Below are 16799 nucleotides of genomic sequence, written 5' to 3'. Positions count from 1 at the left end.
GATCAAGAGCCTGTCCAATGTGCATAAAAAAATCCGGAAACGGGTGAGCATTTCCGGATTCTTACACAGCCACTGGATCGGTCAACCGATCCTTAACTGATCGGCATTACAACCTGGTTGCCGTTTTGTTTTATCTATACCTCAAAATCCAGCTCTTCCTCATCCCGCAGCGGAATAAGCTGCACTTTCTGCACGCGATGGTTTTCAATCTGCAGGGTTTTAAGCAGATAGTCGCCCACCTGAACCTCTTCCCCCGGCTGCGGGATGCGCTGTAAATACTCCATCAGCAGGCCGGCAATGGTGTGGTATTCCCGTTTTTCGTCCAGCGGCAGCGGCACGTACTGCACCAGGTCTTCCAGCGGCATGTGGCCGTTGGCCGTCCACGAGCCGTCCGCGTTTTTCTGGATGTCGTGGCGGGCATCAATCTCATCCACCTCGTTTGGCAGATTACCGGCGATGGTTTCCATCACGTCGCTGAGCGTGACCAGCCCTTCCACCGAACCAAACTCATCCACCACGAAGGCAAAGTGCGTGCGCGCGTTGCGAAATTGCTCAAGGGCAGAGAGCAGCGGTAGCCCTTCCGGGAAGACCAGCGGCTGGCGCACCAGCGCGCGCAGGTTAAGCGGCTCACCGCGAAGCTGCTGCTGGAGCAGGTCAATAACGTGCACCACGCCCAGCAGCTCCTCTTCCTCTTCACCGCCGGTCACTACCACGCGGGTATGCTGATTCTTATCCAGCAGGGCGCGGACCCGATCTTCCGGTGCCGTGAGGTCAATATGCTCAATGTCATGCCGGGAAGTCATGATGCTGCTCACCGTGCGCTGATTGAGGTTGAGCACCCGCTCGATCATCAGCCGCTCCTGTGGGTTAAAGATCTGCCCGTCGCTGTGATCGGCAAGCAGGGCGGAGGATTCGGCGTCCAGCTCGGCATCCTCTTTCCTGCCGCTCAGCAGGCGCATGACGGTTTCGGCCGTGCGCTGGCGCAGGGTCTGATTCGCGGAGAGAAACCGGCGGCGGTTAAATATCGCCAGCTGGTTGAGCGCTTCAATCATTACGGAGAAGCCAATGGCGGCGTACAGGTAACCTTTCGGAATATGGAACCCGAAGCCGTCGGCGACCAGGCTGAAGCCGATCATCAACAGGAAGCTGAGACAGAGGATCACGATGGTCGGGTGGCTGTTCACAAAGCGGGTCAGCGCTTTGCTCGCCATCACCATCAGCGTGATGGCGATGATCACCGCAGCCATCATGACGGCCAGATGGTCCACCATCCCGACGGCGGTAATCACCGAATCCAGAGAGAAGACGGCATCGAGCACCACAATTTGCGCCACCACCGGCCAGAATCTTGCCCCGCGTCGCTGGGTCGGGTTCTCGCTGTCTTTGCCTTCGAGCCGCTCGTTAAGCTCCACCGTGGCTTTGAACAGCAGGAACAGCCCGCCGAAGAGCATGATCAGGTCGCGGGCGCTAAAGCTCAGACCGCGAACGGAGAACAGAGGCTGAGTGAGCGTGACCATCCAGGAGATAGAGGCCAGCAGCAGTAAACGCATCACCATCGCCAGCAGCAGACCCGTCACGCGCGCGCGGTCGCGCTGGGAAGGGGGTAGTTTTTCAGCGAGGATGGCGATAAAGACCAGATTATCAATCCCGAGCACTAATTCGATGACGACCAGCGTCACCAGCCCGGCCCAGATTGATGGATCGGCAATCCATTCCATAGTAATAGCAATACCTTCTGTTATATGACGAATGTCACACTTCGATCATGGATAAAGCTGGGGGAAAATGCAATGTCGGGCTGAGATTTCTCTTAATACGAAGCGTAAAAAAGAGAGCAATCTCAGGTGGGTGTAAATAAGCGAAATACGCATATTTTATTATTATGAAAACATTTTAGGATATATCGCAGGTAGTGATATTTGCTCTCTTTTTGTCAATATAAAGAAAATCCTAAAAGGTCAAAACTTTGCTCTTAATATTAATCTTAAAAACAGATATTAGGACAGTTGTCTCCTTGCCTGCTATTAGGTTAGCTGCAACAATTCTCCCAGCATCAAATGTTAAATCTTGTTGTTGCTATTATTGTTTTGGTCTTCGGAATGGTCATTCATTATCCGCTGTGTATTTCAAGCGGCTGAAATATTGCCAGAAGACCTTACTCAAGAGGGTGTCTATCCATAACACATTGTTTAGTCAGTGGATTGGTAACTGAAAGCCAAGGGCGGTAGCGTGCCTGAAAGCGTGTGAATCAGCCTCGATTATTCTGTCAATAGCCAATGGATGAATAAGCTTTTTTTAGGACTGATGCCAGTTATATTTCTATTTGATTAACTGCATGCTGAAACCCAATACGTCTCAAGCTTATTTAAATTGCACAGGATAATTACTCTGCCAAAGTGATAAATAATCAATGATGAAATCCAAAATGAAATTGATGCCATTATTGGTGTCTGTGACCTTGATGAGTGGTTGCACGGTCTTTCCCGGCAGCAATATGTCAACAATGGGTAAGGATGTGATCAAGCAACAGGATGCCGATTTTGATCTCGACAAAATGGTGAATGTTTATCCACTTACGCCACGTCTGGTCGAACAATTACGTCCACGTCCGAATGTTGCCCAGCCGAATATGTCTCTGGACCAGGAAATTGCCTCCTATCAGTATCGCGTGGGGCCGGGCGACGTGATCAACGTGACAGTCTGGGATCACCCTGAACTGACCACGCCAGCGGGCCAGTACCGCAGCTCAAGCGACACCGGGAACTGGGTACAGTCAGATGGCACCATGTTCTATCCGTACATTGGTAAAGTGCATGTCGCCGGGAAAACGCTCGCCGAAATCCGTAGTGATATTACCGGCCGCTTAGCGCAGTACATTGCCGACCCGCAGGTGGACGTTAATATCGCCGCATTCCGCTCGCAAAAAGCCTATATCTCCGGTCAGGTGAACAAATCCGGCCAGCAGGCCATCACCAACGTTCCGCTCACCGTTCTGGACGCCATTAACGCCGCGGGCGGCCTAACCGACGGCGCCGACTGGCGCAACGTGGTGCTGACCCACAACGGCAAAGAGCAGCGCATTTCGCTGCAGGCGCTGATGCAAAACGGCGACCTGACCCAGAACCGCCTGCTCTATCCGGGCGATATTCTCTACGTACCGCGCAACGACGATCTGAAAGTCTTCGTGATGGGTGAAGTGAAGAAACAAAGCACCCTCAAAATGGACTTCAGCGGCATGACCCTGACCGAAGCCCTGGGTAATGCAGAAGGTATCGATCTGACCACGTCCAATGCGACCGGTATCTTCGTCATCCGTCCGCTGAAAGGTGAAGGCAGTGCGAAGGGCAAAATTGCCAACATCTACCAGCTGGATATGTCCGATGCGACGTCTCTGGTGATGGCGACGGAGTTCCGTCTCCAGCCTTACGATGTGGTGTACGTCACCACCGCGCCGGTTGCCCGCTGGAACCGTCTGATCAACCAGTTGCTGCCAACCATCAGTGGCGTTCGCTACATGACGGATACGGCGCGCGACATTCATACCTGGTAATCCGCGATGTTCAACAAAATTCTGGTGGTATGCGTGGGGAACATTTGCCGTTCCCCTACGGCTGAACGGCTGTTGAAACAGTACCAGCCTGAGTTAACGGTCGATTCCGCAGGGCTGGGCGCGCTGGTGGGCAAAGGTGCCGACGAGCGCGCAACGAGCGTGGCCCGCGATCATAACCTCTCTCTTGACGGGCATATCGCCCGCCAGGTCACCGGCCGCATGTGCCGGGAGTATGACCTGATTCTGGCAATGGAAAAACGCCATATTCATGCGCTATGCGATATCGCTCCGGAGATGCGCGGCAAGGTGATGCTGTTTGGTCACTGGGACAATGAACGCGAAATTCCCGATCCGTATCGCAAAAGCCATGAGGCCTTCGAGGCGGTTTACACCTTACTTGACCAGTCTGCCCAACAGTGGGCGCAGGCACTGAAAGCTCAGCAGGGATAACAATGACAGAAAAAACAAAACCTTCTGCCGCCCCGACTTCGGGCAGTGATGAAATTGATATTGGTCGCCTGGTCGGCACGGTTATCGAGGCAAAGTGGTGGGTGCTTGGCATTACCGCCGTCTTTGCCGCGGCGGCCGTTATCTATACGCTCTTTGCGACGCCTATCTACAGCGCCGACGCGCTGGTGCAGATTGAACAGAACACCGGCAACTCGCTGGTGCAGGATATCGGCTCCGCGCTGGCGAACAAGCCGCCGGCGTCCGACGCTGAAATTCAGCTGATCCAGTCGCGTCTGGTACTGGGCAAAACGGTTCACGACCTCGGCCTTGACATCTCCGTCACCAAAAATACGTTCCCGATCTTTGGTGCCGGCTGGGATCGTCTGATGGGGCGCAGCAATGACACCGTGAAGGTGACTGACTTTGTGCTGCCGAAAGGGGCAGGGGATCAAACCTTTACCCTGACGGTGCTTGGCCCGAAACAGTATCAGCTGACCAGCGATGCGGGCTTTAGCGCGCGCGGCGAAGTGGGGCAGATGCTGACCAAAGATGGCGTTAACATGATGGTCACCGCCATCAACGCTCAGGAGGGGGGGGAATTTACCGTCACCAAATTCTCCACGCTGGGCATGATCAACAATCTGCAAAATAACCTGACCGTCACTGAAAACGGTAAGGACACCGGCGTGCTGAGCATGACCTTTACCGGTGAAGATAAGGATCAAATCCGCGACATCCTGAACAGCATTACCCGCAACTACCTTGAGCAGAACGTCGAGCGCAAGTCGGCGGAAGCGGCGAAAAGCCTGGCGTTCCTCTCTAAACAGCTCCCGGAAGTGCGTGCCCGTCTGGACGATGCCGAGAACAAGCTGAACGCCTTCCGTCAGGATAAAGACTCCGTCGACCTGCCGCTGGAGGCCAAATCGGTTCTCGACTCCATGGTGAATATTGATGCGCAGCTCAACGAGCTGACCTTCAAAGAGGCGGAGATTTCCAAGCTTTACACCAAACGCCACCCGGCTTACCGCACGCTGCTGGAAAAACGCCGTACCCTTGAAGAGGAGAAGGCGAAGCTGAACGACCGCGTGACCGCGATGCCGAAAACGCAGCAGGAGATCGTGCGCCTGACTCGCGACGTGGAGTCCGGACAGCAGGTTTACATGCAGCTGCTGAACAAACAGCAGGAGCTGAAAATCACCGAGGCCAGCACCGTGGGTGATGTGCGCATCGTTGACCCGGCCATTACCCAGCCTGGCGTGCTGAAACCGAAGAAAGCGCTGATTATTCTCGGCAGCATTATTCTTGGCCTGATGCTCTCTATCGTCGGCGTGCTGCTGCGCTCGCTGTTCAACCGCGGCATCGAAAGCCCGCAGGTGCTGGAAGAGAACGGGATCAACGTTTACGCCAGCATCCCGCTCTCCGAGTGGCAAAAATCCCGTGACAGCGTCAAGACCATCAAGGGCGTTAAGCGTTACAAACAGAGCCAGCTGCTGGCCGTGGGTAACCCAACCGACCTGGCGATTGAAGCGATACGCAGCCTGCGTACCAGCCTGCACTTCGCCATGATGCAGGCTAAAAACAACGTACTGATGTTAACCGGCGTCAGCCCGTCTATCGGTAAGACCTTTGTGTGCGCCAACCTGGCGGCCGTGGTCAGCCAGACCAACAAGCGCGTGCTGCTGATCGACTGCGATATGCGTAAGGGCTACACCCACGAGCTGCTGGGCACCAACAACGTGAACGGTCTGTCGGAAATCCTGCTGGGTCAGGGGGAGATTAGCCAGAGCGCCAAGCCGACCTCGATTCCGAGATTCGACCTGATCCCACGTGGTCAGGTGCCGCCGAACCCGTCTGAACTGCTGATGAGCGAACGCTTCACCCAACTGATTGAGTGGGCGAGCAAACACTATGACCTGGTGCTGATCGATACGCCGCCGATTCTGGCCGTGACCGATGCGGCCGTGGTGGGGCGCCATGCGGGCACCACGCTGATGGTGGCACGCTATGCGGTGAATACCCTGAAAGAAGTGGAAACCAGCCTGAGCCGCTTCGAGCAGAACGGGATTGAAGTGAAAGGGGTGATCCTGAACTCCATCTTCCGCCGCGCGACCGGGTACCAGGATTACGGCTATTACGAGTACGAATACAAGTCTGACAGTAAATAACAAAACACACCCCACACCCCTCACCCTACCCCTCTCCCCTGAGGGGAGAGGGGACCGTTCGGTGCGGGAGTTTGGGTACGAACATAATGACGACCACTGACTGCCTTTCACCCTCTCCCCTCCGGGGAGAGGGCCGGGGTGAGGGGAAAAATATGACCACACAACGCCCTTTGATTTCTATCTATATGCCGACATGGAACCGTCAGCAGCTGGCGATCCGCGCAATCAAGTCGGTCTTACGTCAGGATTACGATAACTGGGAACTGATCGTCGTGGATGACTGTTCCTCCTCGTATGAACAGCTGCAAAAATTTGTTACCGATCTCAACGACCCGCGCGTGATGTACACGCACAACGCCATCAACTCCGGGGCCTGTGCGGTGCGAAATCAGGCAATTATGCAGGCCAAAGGGCAGTATCTGACCGGCATCGACGACGATGACGAATGGACGCCGAACCGCCTGTCCGTCTTCCTGTCGCATAAAGAGCAACTGGTTACGCACGCGTTTCTGTATGCCAACGACTACGTGTGTCAGGGCGAGGTGTATTCGCAGCCTGCCAGCCTGCCGCTGTATCCGAAATCACCGTACTCTCGCCGCCTGTTCTACAAGCGCAACATTATCGGCAATCAGGTCTTTACCTGGGCGTGGCGCTTTAAAGAGTGCCTGTTCGATACCGAACTGAAGGCCGCGCAGGATTACGATATCTTCCTGCGCATGGTGGTGGAATACGGTGAGCCGTGGAAAGTGGAAGAGGCCACGCAGATCCTGCACATCAACCACGGGGAGATGCAGATCACCTCCTCGCCGAAGAAGTTCTCCGGCTATTTCCATTTTTACCGCAAGCACAAGGACAAGTTTGACCGTGCCAGCCGTAAATATCAGCTCTTTACCCTGTATCAGATCCGCAACAAGCGCATGAACTGGCGCACGCTGCTGACGCTGCTCTCCGTGCGTAACGGCAAGCGTCTGGCCGACGGGCTTCGGGGGAAATAATGTTTCTGGAAGATTGCCGCGCAAACAGCTGGAGCCTGCGCCCGTGCTGCATGGTTCTGGCGTACCGCATCGCGCACTTTTGCTCGGTGTGGCGCAAGAAAAATGTACTGAACAACATCTGGGCGGCCCCCGTGCTGGTGCTGTACCGCATCATCACCGAATGCTTTTTTGGGTATGAGATTCAGGCTGCGGCCACCATTGGCCGCCGCTTTACCATCCATCACGGCTATGCGGTGGTGATCAACAAGTTCGTGGTCGCCGGAGATGATTTCACCATTCGTCATGGGGTCACCATTGGCAACCGTGGGCCTGACAGCCTGGCCTGCCCGGTCATCGGCAACAATGTCGAGCTGGGCGCGAACGTGGTGGTTATTGGCGACATTACGATAGGTAACAACGTGACGATCGGGGCGGGCAGCGTGGTGCTGGACAGCATCCCCGATAACGCGCTGGTGGTGGGAGAGAAAGCCCGCGTGAAGGTGATTAAATGAACATTCTGCAATTTAACGTGCGCCTCGCAGAAGGCGGGGCGGCAGGCGTGGCGCTGGATCTGCACCAGCGCGCGCTGCAAAAAGGACTCCAGTCTCGTTTTATTTACGGCTATGGCAAAGGCGGCAAAAAAAGCGTCAGCCACGATAACTATCCGCAGGTGCACAAGCACACGCCGCGTCTGACCTCTGTTGCGAACATTGCGCTGTTCCGCCTGTTTAACCGCGATCTGTTTGGCAACCTCAACAGTCTTTATCGCACCGTGACCCGCACGTCGGGCCCGGTTGTGCTGCATTTCCACGTTCTGCACAGCTACTGGCTGAATCTGGAAGAGGTGGTGGCGTTTTGTCAGAAGGTGCAGGCCCACAAGCCCGACACTCGCTTCGTCTGGACGCTGCACGATCACTGGAGCGTGACCGGACGCTGCGCGTTTACCGACGGCTGCGAAGGCTGGAAAGATAACTGCCAGAAATGCCCGACATTAAGCAATTACCCGCCGGTGAAGGTGGATCGCGCGCATCAGCTGGTAGACGGAAAGCGCCAGCTGTTCCGCGACATGCTCTCGCTCGGCTGCACGTTTATCTCCCCGAGCCAGCACGTAGCCGATGCCTTCAACAGCCTGTACGGGGCAGGGCGCTGTCAGATTATCAACAACGGCATCGATGTGGCGACGGAAGCCATTCTTGCCGAGCTGACCCCGGTGGCAGAAACCGCGGGCAAACCGAAAATTGCCATCGTTGCGCACGATCTGCGTTACGACGGGAAAACCAACCAGCAGCTGGTTCGCGACATGATGGCGCTGGGTGACAGGATCGAGCTTCATACCTTCGGCAAGTTTTCCCCGTTCGAAGGGGCCAACGTGGTGAACCACGGGTTTGAGACCGACAAGCGCAAGCTGATGAGCGCCCTCAACGGTATGGACGCGCTGGTGTTCAGCTCCCGTGTGGATAACTACCCGCTGATCCTCTGCGAAGCGCTCTCCATCGGCGTGCCGGTGATTGCCACCCACAGCGATGCGGCGCGTGAAGTGCTGGAAAAATCCGGCGGGAAAACCTTCGCGGAACAGGAGGTCCTGCCGCTGGTGCAGCTGCCGAAGGCGCAGATCGCCGAGGCCGTTTTTGGCACTGACCTGGAATCGTTCCGCAACCGCAGCCGCAAGGCCTACAGCGGACAACAGATGCTGGAGGAGTATGTCTCGTTCTATCAGAATCTGTAGTTATCTGCTGCTGCCGCTGATCTACCTGCTGGTCAACGTCAAAATTGCCCAGCTCGGCGAAAGCTTCCCGATAACCATCGTGACCTTCCTGCCCGTTTTGCTTCTTCTGTATGTCGATAAAATCAACCTGAAGAAGCTGATGATTGCCCTGGGGCTGGGCACGGGCCTGACGCTGTTTAACTACATCTTTGGCCAGTCGCTGGATGCCAGTAAATACGTCACGTCGACCATGCTGTTTGTTTATATCGTCATTATTATTGGCATGGTCTGGAGTATTCGCTTCAAAACTATTTCACCGCACAATTATAGGAAAATCCTCAGGTTCTTTTATATTGCCGTTGCGTTAATTGTTATGCTTGCCGCACTGGAAATGGCGCAAATTATTTTGACCGGTGGCAGCAGCCTGATGGAGATAATTTCGAAATATCTCATTTACAGTAACAGCTATGTGCTGAACTTCATTAAGTTTGGCGGGAAGCGTACGACGGCACTCTATTTTGAACCAGCGTTTTTCGCTCTGGCGTTAATCTCAATTTGGCTCAGCATCAAACAGTTTGGTATCAAAACGCCTAAGACCGATGCTATGATTCTTGCAGGAATCGTTCTGTCTGGATCGTTCTCAGGGGTAATGACGTTTATCCTGTTTTACCTGCTGGAGTGGGCGTTCCAGTACCTGAACAAAGATGCGATTAAGAAAAAACTGCCGTTGGCGATTATCTCCCTGACGGTATTTATGGTCGGCGTGATATTTGCCTTCCCGTACATCTCAGAACGTCTGGGAGATTTGGGAACGGAAGGGTCATCGTCCTATTATCGCATCATTGGTCCGCTGGTGATGGTGGGTTATTCCTTAACCCATATTGATGGTGTAGTAAGATTCGGCTCACTTTATGAATATGTTGCATCATTCGGAATCTTTAACGGTGCGGATGTCGGTAAAACCATAGACAATGGTCTGTATCTGTTAATTATTTATTTTTCATGGTTCGCCGTACTGTTGACGCTGTGGTATCTGTTTAAAGTTTTCAAAATGATGATCAACGCGTTTGGTGATAACCAGAACTTTCGCGTGCAGCTTTATCTTTTTACGCCGGTGTCGCTGTTTTTTACCGGGTCAATATTTAGCCCGGAATATGCTTTCTTGATTGTCTGTCCGTTTATTTTGCGCAAGGCGCTTAATATTACGAACGTATGACGAAATGAGGTGATTTATGTTTCTTAGCGTCATTACTGTCGCTTTTCGTAATTACGAAGGGGTAGTAAAAACCTGGCGCTCGCTGCGCAACCTGGCGCGCGATCCGAGCCTCACCTTTGAGTGGATTGTGGTCGACGGCGGCTCGAACGATGGCACGGCGGAGTTTCTGGAAAAACTCAACGGTGAGTTCAACTTACGCTACATCAGCGAGAAAGATAAAGGCATCTACGATGCGATGAATAAAGGCATTAATATGGCCCAGGGCCGTTATGCCATCTTCCTCAATTCCGGCGATATTTTCCACGACGACGTGGCGCTGTTTGCCCGTCAGCTGGCTCGCCAGAAAGAGGACGCCATGTATATTGGCGATGCGCTGCTCGATTTTGGTGACGGACATAAAGTGTGCCGCAGCGCGAAGCCAGGCTGGTATATCTACCACAGTTTGCCCGCCAGCCATCAGGCCATTTTCTTCCCGGTAAAAGGTCTGAAAAAACAGCCTTACGATTTGCAGTACAAGGTGTCATCTGATTATGCGCTGGCCGCCAGCCTGTATAAATCAGGTTACCCGTTTCGTCGAATTAAAGGGCTGGTGTCTGAATTCTCGATGGGCGGCGTGTCAACGTCAAATAATCTGGAATTATGCCAGGACGCAAAAAACGTGCAGCGTCAAATATTACGCGTGCCGGGATTTTGGGCGGAATTGTCTTATTTATTACGCCTGCGTACCACGGGCAAAACGAAAACCTTATATAACAAAGCCTGAATATAAGGAAACGCAATGCAGGATTTAAAAGGTTTCTCCGTACCGAAAGGTTTTCGGGGCGGGAACGGTATTAAGGTACAGCTGTGGTGGGCGGTTCAGGCAACCTTATTTGCCTGGTCGCCGCAAATACTGTACCGCTGGCGAGCCTTTTTATTGCGCCTGTTTGGCGCAAAAATAGGAAAAAACGTAGTCATCCGACCTTCTGTGAAAATTACCTATCCGTGGAAATTAACGCTTGGGGATTACGCATGGGTTGGGGATGACGCGGTGCTATATACCCTGGGCGAGATTACGATTGGCGCAAATTCGGTGGTTTCACAGAAATGTTATTTGTGCACCGGCAGCCACGACTTTATGAGCCCGCATTTTGATATTACCGCTTCGCCTATTGCGATCGGCGAAAAATGCTGGCTGGCAACGGATGTTTTTGTTGCACCGGGTGTTTCTGTTGGCGATGGCACGGTAGTGGGTGCCCGCAGCAGCGTTTTTAAATCGCTACCGGCAAATAAAGTTTGCCGTGGCAACCCCGCAGTGGTGATACGCGAACGCGTTGAAACGAAGAGCCTTGTTAAGTAGGCGTAATCGTTGCAGGCAGTTTGAACGCGGACTGCGCGGAGAAACCGGAACGTACTTAGGTACGTGAGGATTTCGAGCACAGCCCACGTTCAAAATGACAAAAAAGATAGCCTACTTAACGGCTCTGATTAAATTCATAAGTAGAGGAATAAAACATGTCTAAAGTCGCTCTCATCACCGGCGTTACCGGGCAGGATGGTTCTTACCTGGCAGAACTGCTGCTGGAAAAAGGGTATGAAGTGCACGGTATTAAACGTCGTGCGTCTTCATTCAACACCGAGCGTGTCGATCACATCTATCAGGATCCGCACGCGGCGAACCCGAAATTCCACCTGCACTACGGCGACCTGACCGATACCTCCAACCTGACCCGTATCCTGCAGGAAGTGCAGCCGGATGAAGTGTACAACCTGGGCGCGATGAGCCACGTAGCGGTTTCCTTCGAATCTCCGGAATACACCGCTGACGTTGACGCCATGGGTACTCTGCGTCTGCTGGAAGCTATCCGCTTCCTCGGTCTTGAGAAGAAAACCCGCTTCTACCAGGCATCCACCTCCGAGCTGTACGGCCTGGTGCAGGAAATCCCACAGAAAGAGACCACGCCGTTCTACCCGCGCTCTCCGTATGCGGTAGCAAAACTGTACGCCTACTGGATCACCGTGAACTACCGTGAATCCTACGGTATGTACGCCTGTAACGGCATCCTGTTCAACCACGAATCTCCGCGCCGCGGCGAAACCTTCGTGACCCGCAAAATCACCCGCGCTATCGCCAACATCGCGCAGGGTCTGGAGTCTTGCCTGCACCTCGGCAACATGGACTCCCTGCGTGACTGGGGCCATGCGAAAGACTACGTGAAAATGCAGTGGATGATGTTGCAGCAGGAACAGCCAGAAGACTTCGTTATCGCAACCGGCGTGCAGTACTCCGTGCGTCAGTTCGTTGAAATGGCCGCGGCACAGCTGGGCATCAAGCTGCGCTTCGAAGGCACCGGCGTGGAAGAGAAGGGTATCGTTGTTTCCGTGACCGGCCACGACGCGCCGGGCGTGAAGCCAGGCGACGTAATTGTGCAGGTTGACCCGCGCTACTTCCGTCCTGCTGAAGTAGAAACCCTGCTGGGTGACCCAACCAAAGCGCACGAGAAGCTGGGCTGGAAACCAGAGACCACTCTGCAGGAGATGGTTTCCGAGATGGTGGCCAAAGATCTTGAAGCAGCGAAAAAACACTCCCTGCTCAAGTCTCATGGCTACGAGGTTGCCATCGCGCTGGAGTCCTGAGAATGACAAAACAACGTATTTTTGTCGCCGGTCATCGCGGAATGGTGGGTTCCGCGATTGTTCGCCAGCTGGAACAGCGCGGTGACGTAGAGGTGATTGTCCGCACGCGTGACGAGCTGAACCTGCTCGACAGCCGTGCGGTACAGGACTTCTTTGCAAACGAACGCATTGATCAGGTGTATCTGGCGGCGGCGAAGGTGGGCGGCATCGTCGCTAACAACACCTACCCGGCGGATTTCATCTACGAGAACATGATGATCGAGAGCAACATCATTCACGCGGCGCACCTGCACAACGTGAATAAGCTGCTGTTCCTCGGGTCGTCCTGTATTTACCCGAAAATGGCGAAGCAGCCGATCGCCGAGAGCGAGCTGCTGCAGGGCACGCTTGAAGCAACCAACGAGCCGTACGCGATTGCCAAAATTGCCGGGATCAAGCTGTGCGAGTCCTACAACCGTCAGTACAACCGCGACTATCGCTCGGTGATGCCGACCAACCTGTACGGGCCGCACGACAACTTCCACCCGAGCAACTCGCACGTGATCCCGGCGCTGCTGCGCCGCTTCCACGAGGCGACCGCTGAGAACGCGCCGGACGTGGTGGTGTGGGGCAGCGGGACGCCGATGCGCGAGTTCCTGCACGTGGACGACATGGCTGCGGCCAGCATTCACGTGATGGAGCTGGATCGCGAGGTGTGGCAGGAGAACACCGAGCCGATGCTGTCGCACATCAACGTGGGTACCGGCGTGGACTGCACCATTCGCGAGCTGGCGCAAACCATCGCGCAGGTGGTGGGCTACAAGGGCCGCGTGGTGTTTGACGCGACTAAACCGGACGGCACGCCGCGCAAGCTGCTGGACGTGACCCGTCTGCATCAGCTGGGCTGGTATCACGAGGTGTCACTGGAGCAGGGGCTGGCCAGCACCTACCAGTGGTTCCTGGAAAACCAGCACCGCTTCCGGGGGTAACGATGTTTTTAAGTCAGGAAGATTTTGCCACGGTGGTGCGTTCCACTCCGCTCATCTCGATTGATTTGATCGTGGAGAACGAACGCGGCGAGTTCTTGCTGGGAAAACGAACCAACCGTCCTGCACAGGGCTTCTGGTTCGTGCCCGGCGGGCGCGTGCAGAAGGATGAGACGCTCAGCGATGCGTTTGAGCGTCTCACTCTGGCGGAGCTGGGCCTGCAGCTGCCGATGGCAGCGGGCCAGTTTTACGGGGTCTGGCAGCACTTCTATGACGATAACTTTTCAGGCACCGGGTTCTCCACGCACTACATCGTGCTGGGGTTCCGCCTGAAGGTGAGTGAGGCAGACCTGCGTCTGCCTGATTCTCAGCATGACGACTACCGCTGGCAGACGCCAGAGGCGCTGCTGGCCAGCGACAATGTGCATGACAACAGTCGTGCCTATTTCCTGGTCGATCGTCAGTCCGGAGTGCCGGGCTTATGAAAATTTTAGTGTACGGAATCAACTACTCGCCGGAATTAACCGGCATCGGGAAATACACCGGCGAGATGGTCGAGTGGATGGCGAGCCAGGGACATGACGTGCGGGTCATTACCGCGCCGCCGTACTACCCGGAGTGGAAAGTCGGGGAGCGCTACTCAAGCTGGCGCTATCGCCGTGAAGAGGGAGCAGCGACCGTCTGGCGCTGCCCGCTCTACGTGCCGAAGCAGCCTTCGACGCTGAAACGGTTACTTCATCTGGGCAGCTTTGCCCTGAGCAGCTTCTTCCCGCTGATGGCGCAGCGTCGCTGGAAGCCGGATCGCATCATCGGCGTGGTGCCGACGCTGTTCTGCACGCCGGGCATGCGCCTGCTGGGCAAACTCTCCGGTGCGCGCACCCTGCTGCACATTCAGGATTATGAAGTTGACGCCATGCTGGGCCTGGGGATGGCAGGCAAAGGCAAGGGCGGCAAGGTGGCGAAGCTCGCCAGCGCCTTTGAGCGCAGCGGCCTGCATAACGTGGATTACGTCTCGACCATCTCGCGCTCGATGATGAACAAGGCGCAGGAGAAGGGCGTTCCGGCCCAGAAGGTGATCTTCTTCCCGAACTGGTCAGAAGTGGCGCGTTTTCGCGATGTGACAGAGCAAGACGCTCAGGCGCTGCGCGCGCAGCTCGGTTTGCCTGAAGATCAAAAAATCATTCTTTACTCAGGCAACATCGGCGAAAAGCAGGGGCTGGAGAGCGTGATTGAAGCGGCCCAATTGCTGAGTGAACAGCCGTGGACGTTTGTGATTGTCGGGCAGGGCGGTGGAAAGGCACGGCTGGAAAAAATGGCCGGGGAACGCGGCCTGACCAACGTGAAATTTTTCCCGCTTCAGTCTTACGAGGCATTACCTGCGCTGCTGAAGATGGGTGACTGCCATCTGGTTGTGCAAAAACGCGGCGCCGCGGACGCGGTGCTGCCGTCCAAGCTGACCAACATTCTGGCAGTGGGCGGTAACGCGGTAATTACGGCTGAAGCCGAAACAGAATTAGGCCAGCTGTGTGACAGCTATCCGGGAATTGCCGTGTGCGTGGAGCCGGAATCGGTTCCGGCGCTGGTCACCGGCATTGAGCAGGCACTCGCCATGCCAAAAGTGAACACGGTGGCACGTGAATATGCCGAACGCACGCTCGAGAAAGAGAACGTGCTGAGCCAATTTATTGCAGATATACGGGGATAAATCATGAGTCAAACCACTTTGTATCCGGTTGTGATGGCTGGTGGCTCTGGTAGCCGGTTGTGGCCGCTGTCCCGCGTGCTCTATCCAAAGCAGTTCCTCTGTCTGAAAGGGGAGCTCACCATGCTGCAGACCACGGTAAACCGTCTGCACGGCGTGGAGTGTGAAAGCCCGGTGGTGATTTGTAACGAACAGCACCGCTTTATTGTTGCCGAGCAGCTGCGTCAGCTGAATAAGCTCACGGAAAACATCATCCTGGAGCCCGCCGGTCGCAATACCGCGCCCGCGATCGCCCTGGCGGCGCTGGCGGCAAAACGCAGCAGTCCTGACTGCGACCCGCTGATGCTGGTCCTGGCGGCAGACCACGTTATCCAGCAGGAAGAGGCGTTCCGCGACGCGGTGCGTGCGGCGATCCCTTACGCCGAGAGCGGCAAGCTGGTGACCTTTGGCATCGTGCCGGACCTGCCGGAAACCGGCTACGGCTACATCCGTCGCGGCAACGTAACGCCGGGTGAAGGCGACAGCGTGGCCTTTGACGTGGCGCAGTTTGTTGAAAAACCGAATCTCGAAACCGCGCAGGCGTATGTCGCCAGCGGTGAGTATTACTGGAACAGCGGGATGTTCCTGTTCCGTGCCGGACGCTACCTGGAAGAGCTGCGTAAATACCGCCCGGATATTCTGAGCGCCTGCGAGAAAGCGATGGCGGTGGTGGACCCGGATCTCGACTTCATCCGCGTGGATGAAGAGGCTTTCCTCGCCTGCCCGGAAGAGTCCATTGACTACGCGGTGATGGAACGTACGGCTGACGCCGTGGTTGTACCGATGGATGCGGGCTGGAGCGACGTAGGCTCCTGGTCCTCCCTGTGGGAGATCAGCACCCATACCCCGGAGGGTAACGTCCATCACGGCGATGTGATTAGCCACAAAACCGAAAACAGCTACGTTTACGCCGAGTCCGGCCTGGTGACCACGGTCGGAGTGAAGGATCTGGTGGTTGTCCAGACCAAAGATGCCGTGCTGATTGCCGACCGTAACGCCGTGCAGGACGTTAAAAAAGTGGTGGAGAAGATTAAGGCCGATGGCCGTCACGAGCACCACATTCACCGTGAAGTGTACCGTCCGTGGGGTAAGTATGACTCCATCGACGCGGGTGACCGCTATCAGGTGAAGCGCATCACCGTGAAGCCGGGCGAGGGGCTGTCGGTACAGATGCACCATCACCGCGCCGAGCACTGGGTCGTGGTGGCGGGTACGGCCAAAGTGACCATCGACGGCGAAGTGAAGCTGCTGGGTGAGAACGAGTCCATTTATATTCCGCTGGGCGCCACGCACTGTCTGGAAAACCCGGGGAAAATTCCTCTCGACTTAATTGAGGTGCGCTCCGGCTCGTATCTGGAAGAGGACGATATCGTGCGCTTCCAGGATCGTTACGGGCGCGTGTAGCACTCCGCATCAT

At 55.4% G+C, this 16799-nt stretch carries 15 protein-coding genes; 14 read left to right on the top strand and 1 reads right to left on the bottom strand.

Annotated elements, in window-relative coordinates; genetic code table 11:
- Positions 1 to 134: 134 nt before the first annotated feature.
- Positions 135 to 1718, bottom strand: coding sequence for a TerC family protein (locus URZ40_RS21250; RefSeq protein ID WP_166711730.1), 1584 nt, complete (start codon positions 1716 to 1718; stop codon positions 135 to 137).
- 692 nt (positions 1719 to 2410) lie between these two features.
- Between URZ40_RS21250 and URZ40_RS21245 the strand changes: the two genes are divergently transcribed.
- The 14 genes from URZ40_RS21245 (at position 2411) to cpsB (ending at position 16786) form a co-directional block, all read left to right on the top strand.
- Entirely contained in the window at positions 2411 to 3550 is a 1140-nt protein-coding gene (locus tag URZ40_RS21245) for a polysaccharide export protein (protein ID WP_014170829.1), read from the top strand.
- A 6-nt stretch (positions 3551 to 3556) separates the two neighbouring features.
- Positions 3557 to 4000: a low molecular weight protein-tyrosine-phosphatase Wzb gene (gene wzb, locus URZ40_RS21240; protein ID WP_116338786.1), complete on the top strand. Its 444-nt coding sequence runs from the start codon at positions 3557 to 3559 to the stop codon at positions 3998 to 4000.
- Between the two features lie 2 nt (positions 4001 to 4002).
- Positions 4003 to 6165: a tyrosine-protein kinase Wzc gene (gene wzc, locus URZ40_RS21235; RefSeq protein ID WP_316379408.1), complete on the top strand. Its 2163-nt coding sequence runs from the start codon at positions 4003 to 4005 to the stop codon at positions 6163 to 6165.
- A gap of 152 nt (positions 6166 to 6317) precedes the next feature.
- Complete coding sequence (gene wcaA / locus URZ40_RS21230; protein ID WP_116338790.1) at positions 6318 to 7160, top strand: colanic acid biosynthesis glycosyltransferase WcaA; 843 nt, start codon at positions 6318 to 6320, stop codon at positions 7158 to 7160.
- The gene (gene wcaB, locus URZ40_RS21225) at positions 7160 to 7651 is read left to right on the top strand and encodes a colanic acid biosynthesis acetyltransferase WcaB (RefSeq protein WP_116338792.1); all 492 of its coding nucleotides are present in this window, start codon (positions 7160 to 7162) and stop codon (positions 7649 to 7651) included. The genes wcaA and wcaB overlap by 1 nt, the downstream gene beginning before the upstream one ends.
- Positions 7648 to 8865 (top strand): colanic acid biosynthesis glycosyltransferase WcaC, encoded by a 1218-nt coding sequence (gene wcaC, locus URZ40_RS21220; protein ID WP_316379409.1) that lies wholly within the window; start codon positions 7648 to 7650, stop codon positions 8863 to 8865. Before wcaB ends, wcaC begins: the two co-directional genes overlap by 4 nt.
- A complete protein-coding gene (wcaD, locus tag URZ40_RS21215; protein WP_029742034.1) occupies positions 8840 to 10060 on the top strand; it encodes a colanic acid polymerase WcaD in 1221 nt (406 codons plus the stop codon). Before wcaC ends, wcaD begins: the two co-directional genes overlap by 26 nt.
- Positions 10061 to 10076: 16 nt before the next feature.
- Positions 10077 to 10823, top strand: coding sequence for a colanic acid biosynthesis glycosyltransferase WcaE (wcaE, locus tag URZ40_RS21210; RefSeq protein ID WP_116338796.1), 747 nt, complete (start codon positions 10077 to 10079; stop codon positions 10821 to 10823).
- A 15-nt stretch (positions 10824 to 10838) separates the two neighbouring features.
- Complete coding sequence (gene wcaF / locus URZ40_RS21205; protein ID WP_192984960.1) at positions 10839 to 11399, top strand: colanic acid biosynthesis acetyltransferase WcaF; 561 nt, start codon at positions 10839 to 10841, stop codon at positions 11397 to 11399.
- Between the two features lie 155 nt (positions 11400 to 11554).
- Entirely contained in the window at positions 11555 to 12676 is a 1122-nt protein-coding gene (gmd, locus tag URZ40_RS21200) for a GDP-mannose 4,6-dehydratase (protein ID WP_003863514.1), read from the top strand.
- 2 nt (positions 12677 to 12678) lie between these two features.
- On the top strand, positions 12679 to 13644 hold the full coding sequence (locus tag URZ40_RS21195) for a GDP-L-fucose synthase (protein WP_024908102.1): 966 nt from the start codon (positions 12679 to 12681) through the stop codon (positions 13642 to 13644).
- Positions 13645 to 13646: 2 nt separating this feature from the next.
- The gene (locus tag URZ40_RS21190) at positions 13647 to 14126 is read left to right on the top strand and encodes a GDP-mannose mannosyl hydrolase (RefSeq protein ID WP_316379412.1); all 480 of its coding nucleotides are present in this window, start codon (positions 13647 to 13649) and stop codon (positions 14124 to 14126) included.
- Positions 14123 to 15346, top strand: a complete 1224-nt coding sequence (gene wcaI / locus URZ40_RS21185) for a colanic acid biosynthesis fucosyltransferase WcaI (RefSeq protein WP_316379413.1) — start codon at positions 14123 to 14125, stop codon at positions 15344 to 15346. Before URZ40_RS21190 ends, wcaI begins: the two co-directional genes overlap by 4 nt.
- Positions 15347 to 15349: 3 nt before the next feature.
- Positions 15350 to 16786, top strand: a complete 1437-nt coding sequence (gene cpsB / locus URZ40_RS21180; protein WP_320721106.1) for a mannose-1-phosphate guanyltransferase — start codon at positions 15350 to 15352, stop codon at positions 16784 to 16786.
- The last annotated feature ends 13 nt before the right edge of the window (positions 16787 to 16799 follow it).

This window comes from Enterobacter sp. 296B2 (genome assembly GCF_034106185.1).
GTDB classification, from domain to species: domain Bacteria; phylum Pseudomonadota; class Gammaproteobacteria; order Enterobacterales; family Enterobacteriaceae; genus Enterobacter; species Enterobacter cloacae_N.
This window is presented reverse-complemented; position numbering and strand designations above follow the sequence as displayed.